We start from the raw sequence: 9,096 nt of genomic DNA on the forward strand, positions 1-9,096 counted from the left end.
GGCCCGAAATAATCCGCCGCTGTCGGACCACGGATGAGCGAAACCCCGCCCGGAACCCGCGTCGGCCGCAAACAGCGGGTCCTGCTTCGCATCGAAGCGTTCAGCCGCCGCCGGTGGCGCGCCGTCCTGCTCGGCGCGCTCGCCCTGTTCCTCGTGTCGAGCTGGATCGGCTCCAAGATCCACCTCGAGTCCGACGTCCTGAAGCTGATTCCCGAGGGGAACCGCAAGGTCGACACCTTCCGGCAGGCCCTCAAGGACTTCGGGTCGATCGACTACCTCATCGTGCTCCTCGAGGCGGGGGAAGGGGAGAGCACCGAGGACCTCGAGGAGTTCTCGGACGCCTTCGCGGAAGGACTGCTCGAGCGCGAGGATCTGGTCGAGTCGGTCGAATACCGCTTCCAGCCCGACGCGCGTTTCCTGTCGCTGTTCACGGAGAACGCGCTCCTGTTCCTTCCGCCGGAGGAGCTCCCGACGATCGCCGCCCGCCTCGAGGACCGGGCGATCGAGCGCCAGGTGAAGGAGAATCGGCTCGCGCTGGCGTCCCCGGCGGGGGCGCTGGCGGAGTCGCTGGTCCTCAACGACCCGCTCGGCCTCATGCCGCTGTTCGTCGACCGGCTCCTCAGCCACCGCGGCGCGCTCAAGCTCGACCTGTCCACCGGGTATTACCTCTCCACCGACGCGCGCTCGCTGATCCTCCTGGTGAAGCCGCGGCGCGCCTCGCAGGATCTCGCCTTCTCGCGGACGCTGCTGGCCGCCGCGGACGCCGCCGCGGAGGCGGCGCGCCTCAGGATCGAGGAGGAATCGGGCCGGCTCCCCCGGATCGCGGTGCGTTACACGGGGAACCCCGCGACCCTCGTCGAGGAGGCGGGCCTTCTGACGCGGACGATGGGGATCACCGGAAGCGCCGCCTTCATCGCGGTGCTCGGGCTCTACCTCGTCTGCTACCGCCGCTTCGCGACGCTTTTCTACTCGAGCGTGCCGCTCCTGCTCGGCCAGGCGATGACCTTCGCGGTGGCGTTTTTCGTGCTCGGGGGGCTCAACTCCGCCTCGGTGGCGCTCCCCGCGCTGCTGATGGGCCTCGGGACCGACTTCACCATCGTCATGTACGCCCGCTACGTCGAGGAGCGGCGGGCGGGGCGCTCGCTCGCCGAGGCGACGGAGCTGATGGTCGGGGAAGGGGGGCTGGGCGTCTTCACCGGCGCCATCACCTCCGCCGGGACCTTCTACGCCCTGTGCATCAGCGGCTACCGGGGGTTGTCGGACCTGGGCTTCCTGATCGGGACCGGGATTCTCCTGTGCGGCGTCGCGATCCTCTTCCTGCTTCCCGCGATGATCACCTGGAACGAAGGGGTCCGCCGCCGTCGCGAGGACCCGGTCCAGAAGCTGCACCTGCAGTCGATCGGCCTCGAGCGGCTGATCACCTTCAGCGCCGCGCGGCCGAAAACCGTCCTCGTCGCCACCGGCCTGCTCGTCGCCGTCGCGATCGCCGGGAGCTTCGGGCTCGCCTTCGACGACAACATCAACTCGCTCCGCAGCACCGACTCGAACGCCTACCGCGCGCAGCAGGTGGTGGCGGAGCGGTTCGGCGCCTCCCTGTCGTACATGACGGCGATCGCCGAGGCGCCCGACCTCCGGGAGGCGGAGGCGCTCGCCTTCAAGGTGCGCGAGCGCCTCGAGCCGTTCCTGGCGGACGGGACGATCGGACGGTACGAGTCCATCCTCAACTACCTGCCCCCCGCCTCGCGCCAGGAGCAGGTGATCGCGGCCGTGCGCGCGGGAGCCTCCGGGGCGTTCGACGCCGCGCGCATCCACGCCACGTTCGTGCGCGCCCTCGACGCCGAGGGGTTCCGCGCGGACGCCTTCGCCGATTACCTGGCGCGGATGGATCGTTTCCTGGCGCCGACGCGCCCGATCACCCTCGCGGACCTCGAGGGGAAGGGCCTGGGCCGGCTCGTGGACCGCTACGTCAAGCGCGACGGCGACCGGGTGCGGATCGTGACCTACCTCTACCCGACCGACCCGCGCTGGAAACGCCTGGCGCCGCCCGGGCTCGTCGAGGCGCTCTCCGCGGACGACCCCGGCATCACCGTCACGGGGACGAACGTCGTCAGCCAGGAGCTGCGCCGCCTGTTCGCGCGCGACGCGACCCGCGCGGTCGCCCTCGGGCTCGCGCTCGTCGCGGCGCTGCTCTGGATCGACTTCAAGAGCGTGCGCCTCACGGCGATCGCCCTCGCGCAGCTGCTCTCCGGGGTCGCGCTCATGCTCGGGGTGATGCGCGTGTTCGACCTGCCGATCAACTACGCCAACGCGTTCGTCGCCACGATGATCATGGGCGTGGGGATCGATTACAGCATCCACATCGTCCACCGCCTCCACGGAAACGGCGGCGTCGTCGACGAAGGCGTCCTCGAGACCGCGAAGGGCGTCGTGCTCGCGGCGCTCACCAACGTCGCCGGCTTCGGCACGCTCGGCCTGGGCGACTACCCCGCGATGCGCAGCATCGGCCTCGTGGCGCTCGTGGGCTCGGTGACGTGCCTGCTCACCGCGCTCACGCTCGTCCCCGCGCTCCTGGCGCGGCGGCAGGAGCGTTCGTGACCCTCTGGCTCGCGTTGCTGCTCGGCCTCGTCGAGGGTCTGACGGAGTTCCTTCCGATCTCCTCCACCGGCCACCTGATCCTCGTCTCCGAGGCGTTCGGGCTCACCGGGCAGCGGGCGGAGGTGTTCGACCTGTTCATCCAGCTCGGCGCGGTCCTCGCGGTCGTCGTCGAGTACCGAAGGCGCCTTTTCGACGCGACCCGTCCCGGGAATCGGGGATTCCTCGTCCGCGTCGGCGTCGCCTTCGTCCCCGCGGCGGTCCTGGGGCTCGTCGCCCACGACTTCATCAGCGAGCGGCTCTTCTCGGCCCGTACCGTCGCCGCGGCGCTGATCGCGGGGGCGGCGCTCATCCTCGTGGTGGAGGCCCTTCCCAGACGCGAGCGGACCGCGACGGCCGAGGCGGCGGGGTTCCGGCAGGCGCTCGGCATCGGCCTCGCGCAGTGCCTGGCGCTCTGGCCGGGATTCTCGCGCTCGGCGGCCACGATCCTCGGCGGCCTGGTCTGCGGGCTCAACCGTCCCGCCGCGACCGAGTTCTCGTTCTTCCTCGCGATCCCCACCCTCGGGAGCGCGACCCTCTACAGCCTGCTCAAGCGGTACCGGGCGCTCGAGCCGGGGGACGCCCTCTACCTCGCCGTCGCGTTCGCGGCGTCCTTCTTCGTCGCCTGGTGGTCGATCCGCTGGCTGCTGCGCTACGTCTCGTCCCATACGCTCCGGCCGTTCGCCTGGTACCGGATCGCCCTCGGGCTGCTCGTGCTCTGGGCAACGCGCTGAGGGACCCCCCGGGCCCAACAAAGGTCCATTGCGCTCCGGGGGGGCTCGCGGTATCAAGCTTCCGCGATGTTCTCCCCCGCGCGCCCGGCCCTCGCCGCCTGGATCGCCCTCGCTCCGGGCGTCGCGGCGGCGTTCCACTCCGGGGGGGTGGGGTCGTGCGAGGGGTGCCACAGCATGCACTCCTCGGACGTCGGGGCTCCCGCGGGGTTCCTGCTGAAGGCGGCCTCACCCACCGACGTCTGCCTCCGGTGCCACCAGACCGAAAACGGCAACACCTGGGGGAACGACGTTCGCGATCCGGGGCCGCAGTACGGCGGCGGCGCCTTCGTGCTCCTGAGGGCGTCGAACCTCAACGACGGGCCGGGCGGCTCGGATCCCCTGGCGACGATCCCGGGGTATCGCGCGGGTCACACCGTGATCTCCTACTCGAACGGCACGACGGCCGACCCCGAGCACGCAACCGCGCCGGGAGGGACCTACCCCTCCTACAACCTGCACTGCACCTCCTGTCACGACCCGCACGGCAAGGGGGGGACGTTCCGCCTGCTCTACGGCAGCGAGAACCCCGAGTCGCGCGTGAACGGCCAGGTCTACCGCTACGTGAACCCGTCGCCGCAAGCGGAGGGGATCCCGCTCGACGGTCCCGGGGAATCCCCCGCCGGCCACGCCGCCTACCGTTCGGGGATGACCGACTGGTGCGCGAACTGTCACGGGTACTACCACGAGAACGGCCTCTCGAGTTTCTCCCACCCCGTGCGCAACGAGCTCGGGATCGACCTCACGAGCACCTACAACGCGTACATGGGGAGCGGCAATCCGACGGGGACCGGCCTCGAGGCCTACATCCCGCAGACCCCGGTGGAGTTCGACGACGCGACGACGACCTTCCGCGGTCCCGTGCCCACGACGGCGAGGATCAGCTGCCTCAGCTGCCACCGCGCGCACGCCTCCTCCGGTCCGAGCTCCGGACGGTGGGACTTCAACATCACCACCTGGGCGGAGGAGGGCGTCCTTTCCGGGACGTGGCCGATCCCGAACCCCTACGAGATGACGACGGGGCCGGCGCAGCGGCGCCTGTGCGAGAAGTGCCACGGGGACGCCGTTCCCGAGTAGGCTTCCGACATGGCCGACCTCGACCCCGACGCATTCCGCAAGGCCGCGCATCGCGTCGCCGATCTCGTCGCCGACTACCTCGAGCGCCTCGAGTCCTACGACGTCGTTCCGAAGATCGCTCCCGGCGACGTCGCGGCGAAGCTCCCCGGGCGTCCACCCGAGAATCCCGAGCCGCTCGAGGACGTTCTCGAGGATTACCTCCGGTGGATCGAGCCGAACGTGACTCACTGGCAGCACCCGATGTTCATGGCCTACTTCCCCAGCGTCGCGTCGGGGCCGGGGATCCTGGGCGAGTGGCTCGCGGCGGGGCTCAACTCGAACGTCATGTTGTGGCGGAACGCGCCGGCCTCGACGGAGCTCGAGCAGGTGACCGTCGCGTGGCTGCGCGAGCTCTTCGGGCTCCCGGCGGTGTTCGACGGGATGTTCACCGACACCGCGTCGATGTCCTCGCTGCTCTCCATCGTCGCCGCGCGCCACGCCGTTCCGGGACTCCACGCCCGCGACGAGGGGATGGCGGGACCCGCGCGGCTGCGCCTCTACGCGTCGACCGAGGCGCACTCGTCGATCGAGAAGGGCGCGATCGTCGCCGGGGTGGGAAAGGCCGGGGTGCGCCGTGTCGACGTCGACGCCGAGTACCGCATGCGCCCCGACGCGCTCGCCGCGGCGATCCGGGAGGACCGCGCCGCGGGGTTCACGCCGTTCTGCGTCGTCGCGACCCTGGGCACGACGTCGTCGACGAGCGTCGATCCGGCGCGCGCGATCGCGGAGATCTGCGCGCGCGAGAAGCTCTGGATGCACGTCGACGCGGCCTACGGCGGCGTGATGGCGGCGATGCCCGAGCACCGGCCGCTTTTCGACGGTTGGGAGCGCGCCGACTCGATCGTCGTGAATCCGCACAAGTGGCTGTGGACGCCGTTCGACGCCTCGCTGCTCCTGTTCCGGGATCCCGCGCACTTCCGCGACGCCTTCAGCCTCGTCCCCGAGTACCTGTCGACCCCCGAGGCCCCGGGCGTCCGCAACTACAACGAATACGGCGTCCAGCTCGGCCGTCGCTTCCGCGCCCTGAAGGTCTGGATGATCCTTCGCATGTTCGGGACGGAGGGGATCGCGGCGATCCTCCGGGAACACCTGCGCTACGCGAACCTCCTGGCGTCGTGGGTCGCGGCGGACCCCGATTGGGAGCTCCTGGCCCCGGTTCCGATGGCGACGGTGTGCCTGCGCTGCCGCCCCGAGGGACACCCCGATCCGGACGCTCTGAACCGGCGCATCCTCGACGCCGTGAACGCATCCGGCCGGGCCTACCTGAGCCACACCCGGCTGGCGGGGAAGCTCACGATCCGGGTCTCGATCGGGAACCCGCGCCAGACCGAGGCCCACGTCGCGCGGATCTGGGAACTCCTGCGTAGCGCCGCGGCAACCCAAACCCGAATCGATGCTTGACTCCCGCGGGGATCGGGGTTTACGGTTCCCCCGGCCGTGGTTTCACCGAGGAGTTCGAAGGGGTACGGATTTCACGCGCGCCGCAAGCCGGTCTTGCGGCGTTTTGTCTTTCAGGCCCCGTATCGGGGCGTGAGGCGCACGGCTCGGTTCGAGAAGCTCTGATCGGCTTCGGTTCGCACGACGCGGTCCCACCCCGGCCGCGTCCGAAAGGCAGGGTTCGATGGGTACCAGGCTGTATGTCGGCAACCTCCCCTTCAGCGCGGACGAGCAGCAGGTCAAAGAGCTGTTCGAGCAAAACGGACGGACGGTGAAGGAAGTCAAGCTGATCACCGACCGGGAGACCGGCCGCCCTCGCGGCTTCGGTTTCGTGGACATGGGCACTCAGGAGGACGCCGACTCCGCGATCCGCCAACTCAACGGCACCAACTACGGGGGCCGCCCTCTCACCGTGAACGAGGCGCGCGAGCGCGAGCGTGGCGGGGGCGGGGGTGGCGGCGGCTACGGCGGCGGCGGTGGGCGCCGCGGCGGTGGCGGCGGCGGCTACGGGGGTGGCGGCGGCTACGGCGACCGGTACTGACCCCGTCCTGAAATCGAACGATCCCGCTGGGCCGGGGCTCCTCGAGGGTCCCGGCCCTTCGTCTTTTCGGTCACCCCTTTCGGGGCCGCATCGCCTCGAAAGTCTCCGCCGGCTCGTCGAGGAAGTCGTTGAACTCCCCGGCGCCGCGCAGCCACTCGCCGCCGTCGAACACGACGACCTCGCCGCGCATCCACTCCGACGCGTCGGAGACGAGAAACGCCGCGAGCTCGGCGAGCTCCTCCGGCGTCCCGAATCGCCCGGCGGGGATCCGCGCCTTCCTCCGCGCCTCGAGATCCGACGACGGCAGCAGGCGCGAGAACGCCCCTTCGGTCGGGATCGGTCCCGGCGCGATCGCGTTGAGCCGGATCCCGTAACGGGCCCACTCCACGGCGAGCGACCGGGTCATCGCGACGACTCCCGCCTTGGCGCACGCCGACGGCAACACGAACGCCGAGCCGGTCTCGGCGTAGGTCGTCGCGATCGAGAGGACCGAGCCGCCCCGCTTCGCCGCGATCCATCGCCTGGCCAGCGCCTGCGTGCAGTGGAACGTGCCGTGGAGGACGATCCCGACGACCGATGCGAAGGCGTTGGGGGAGAGCTGCTCGGAGGGACACAGGAAGTTCCCGGCGGCGTTGTTGACGAGGATGTCCGGCAGGCCCGCTTCGCCCTCGATCTTCGCGATCGCCGCCTCCACGGCGGCGGGGTCGCGCACATCGCAGGTCGCGAAGACGCCGCCGGTCTCCCGCGCGACGTCGCGAAGCGGCTCCTCGCGCCGCCCCGAGACCGCGACCTTCGCCCCGAGGGAGGCGAAGCGCAGCGCCATCGCGCGGCCGAGGCCGGTGCCCCCGCCGGTGATCCAGGCCACCTTCCCCGAAAGGAGGTCGAGGCGCAGCGCGGGGGTCATGGCTTCGGAGTGTCGCGGAAGAACGGCGACGCCCAGGCGGCGAGGAGCGCGTAGGCGGCGGCGATCACCCCCACGACGAGCCCTCCCGTCCGGTAGGCGGCCCGGGTGCCGCCCCGGACGAGGTCCGTCACGGCACCCGCGGGCACGGTCTTCTCGAACATCGAGAACCCCCAGCTCCCGGCGTACCACCCGATGACGAGCCCGCCGACCAGCAGGAGCACCATCCCCACCACGCGCTTGGACATCCCTACCACCTCGCCAGTTCGCGCACCGCGGCCGTCACGTCCTCCTGGGACGGCAGGATCGCCGACTCGAGAGAGGGCGCGTACGGCGGGAAACAGTCCTTCGCGGCCAGGCGGCGGACCGGCGCGTCGAGGTGCTCGAACGCCTGGTCCGAGATCCTCGCCGCGATCTCTCCGCCGAAACCGCCGGTGAGCTGCGCTTCGTGCACGACGATCGCCTTGCCGGTCTTCTTCACCGACTCGAGGATCGTCTCCTCGTCGAGGGGGACGAGGGTCCGGAGGTCGATCACCTCGACCGAGAACCCCTCGCGCTCGAGCTCGGCCGCGGCGCGCTGGCAGCGCACGACCCCGCTCCCCCACGTGATCGCGGTGAGATCGGTTCCGGGCTTCACGATGCGCGCCTTGCCGAAGGGGATCAGGTAGTCGGCGTCGGGCTCGAGGGACTTCGAGAAGACCTGACGGTAGAGCCCCTTGTGCTCGAAGAAGATGACCGGATCGTCGATCCGGCACGCCGTCTTGATGAGCCCCTTCGCGTCCGCCGCGTTGGAGGGGTACGCCACGTACCACCCCGGCGTGTGGATGTAGAGCGACTCGGGGCACTGGCTGTGGAACGGCCCGCCGCGGATGTACCCGCCCGTCGCCATGCGCACGACGACGGGGCACGACCACGCGCCCCCCGACCGCCAGCGCAGCGTCGAGATCTCGTTGCGGATCTGCATGTACCCGGGGAAGGAGTAGTCGGAGAACTGCATCTCGACGACGGGTTTGTACCCCCGGATCGCCATCCCCTTCGCGACCCCCACGATCGTGGCCTCGGCGAGCGGGGAGTTCTCGACGTTCGTCGGGAACGCCTCGGTGAGCCCGCGGGTGACGCCGAAGACCCCTCCCTTCGGGTCGGCGATGTCCTCGCCCCACATCACGATCTTCGCGTTGCGCTCCATCTCCTCCTTGAGGCCGTGGTTGATCGCGTCGACCATCGTGACCTCCTTGTCGGAGATCCACTTCGGCGTCGGCTCCCGGTCCACCGGCTGTTTTCCGGAGAAGACGTGCAGCGCCGCGATCGAAGGGTCCGGCGCCGGCGCGGCGTCGGCCGCGTCGCCGGCGGCGTTGACCGCGGCCTTGATCTCGTCGTGCATCGCCTTGAGCTCGCCCTCGGTGACGAGCCCCCAGGAGAGAAGCCGCCCCTGGGTGTGCGCGACGGGGTCCTTCTGGCGGATCGTCTCGAGCTCCTCCTCGGTGCGGTACTTGAGTTGGTCGTCGGAGGACGAGTGCGAATCGAGGCGCACGACGTGGGCCTCGACGAGCAGCGGCCCTCCGCCCGCGCGCATCTCGGCGACGAGCGGCTTGAGCGACTGCCACATCTCGGTGAAGCGGGTCCCGTCGAGCTCGATCGAGCGGACGTTGAACCCCTTGGCGAGGGTGTGGATCTGCGTTCCGGTCTGGACGGACTGGGGA

8 protein-coding genes are annotated in these 9,096 nt (G+C 70.5%); 5 read left to right on the forward strand and 3 right to left on the reverse strand.

The window, feature by feature from the left end:
- The first annotated feature begins 33 nt into the window (after nt 1-33).
- From VF139_04515 to VF139_04535, 5 genes are all read left to right on the forward strand, one after another.
- Nucleotides 34-2,595, forward strand: a complete 2,562-nt coding sequence (locus VF139_04515; GenBank protein ID HEX6850648.1) for an MMPL family transporter — start codon at nt 34-36, stop codon at nt 2,593-2,595.
- On the forward strand, nt 2,592-3,365 hold the full coding sequence (locus VF139_04520) for an undecaprenyl-diphosphate phosphatase (GenBank protein ID HEX6850649.1): 774 nt from the start codon (nt 2,592-2,594) through the stop codon (nt 3,363-3,365). The genes VF139_04515 and VF139_04520 overlap by 4 nt, the downstream gene beginning before the upstream one ends.
- Before the next feature lie 66 nt (nt 3,366-3,431).
- Nucleotides 3,432-4,478: a cytochrome c3 family protein gene (locus tag VF139_04525; GenBank protein ID HEX6850650.1), complete on the forward strand. Its 1,047-nt coding sequence runs from the start codon at nt 3,432-3,434 to the stop codon at nt 4,476-4,478.
- 9 nt (nt 4,479-4,487) lie between these two features.
- Nucleotides 4,488-5,918 carry a pyridoxal-dependent decarboxylase gene (locus VF139_04530; protein ID HEX6850651.1) on the forward strand — a complete coding sequence of 477 codons (1,431 nt, stop codon included), beginning with the start codon at nt 4,488-4,490 and terminating at the stop codon, nt 5,916-5,918.
- 220 nt (nt 5,919-6,138) lie between these two features.
- On the forward strand, nt 6,139-6,495 hold the full coding sequence (locus VF139_04535) for an RNA-binding protein (GenBank protein ID HEX6850652.1): 357 nt from the start codon (nt 6,139-6,141) through the stop codon (nt 6,493-6,495).
- Nucleotides 6,496-6,565: 70 nt separating this feature from the next.
- On the opposite strand, the gene VF139_04540 is transcribed toward VF139_04535, so the two are convergent.
- The 3 genes from VF139_04540 to VF139_04550 form a co-directional block, all read right to left on the reverse strand.
- Entirely contained in the window at nt 6,566-7,399 is an 834-nt protein-coding gene (locus tag VF139_04540; protein ID HEX6850653.1) for an SDR family oxidoreductase, read from the reverse strand.
- Nucleotides 7,396-7,644 carry a hypothetical protein gene (locus VF139_04545; protein HEX6850654.1) on the reverse strand — a complete coding sequence of 83 codons (249 nt, stop codon included), beginning with the start codon at nt 7,642-7,644 and terminating at the stop codon, nt 7,396-7,398. The genes VF139_04540 and VF139_04545 overlap by 4 nt, the downstream gene beginning before the upstream one ends.
- A gap of 2 nt (nt 7,645-7,646) precedes the next feature.
- Nucleotides 7,647-9,096, reverse strand: a 1,450-nt coding sequence (locus tag VF139_04550; protein HEX6850655.1) for a transketolase C-terminal domain-containing protein, incomplete at its 5' end; no start/stop codon positions are given.

This window comes from Candidatus Polarisedimenticolaceae bacterium (genome assembly GCA_036376135.1).
Classification (GTDB): Bacteria; Acidobacteriota; Polarisedimenticolia; order Polarisedimenticolales; family DASRJG01; genus DASVAW01.

What these genes read in the sequence shown, in the direction of transcription:
- VF139_04535 (HEX6850652.1), top strand. Translation starts at nt 6,139, where the DNA reads ATGGGTACCAGGCTGTATGTCGGCAACCTCCCCTTCAGCGCGGACGAG.
- VF139_04545 (HEX6850654.1), bottom strand. Translation starts at nt 7,644, where the DNA reads ATGTCCAAGCGCGTGGTGGGGATGGTGCTCCTGCTGGTCGGCGGGCTC.
- VF139_04540 (HEX6850653.1), bottom strand. Translation starts at nt 7,399, where the DNA reads ATGACCCCCGCGCTGCGCCTCGACCTCCTTTCGGGGAAGGTGGCCTGG.
- VF139_04515 (HEX6850648.1), top strand. Translation starts at nt 34, where the DNA reads ATGAGCGAAACCCCGCCCGGAACCCGCGTCGGCCGCAAACAGCGGGTC.
- VF139_04530 (HEX6850651.1), top strand. Translation starts at nt 4,488, where the DNA reads ATGGCCGACCTCGACCCCGACGCATTCCGCAAGGCCGCGCATCGCGTC.
- VF139_04525 (HEX6850650.1), top strand. Translation starts at nt 3,432, where the DNA reads ATGTTCTCCCCCGCGCGCCCGGCCCTCGCCGCCTGGATCGCCCTCGCT.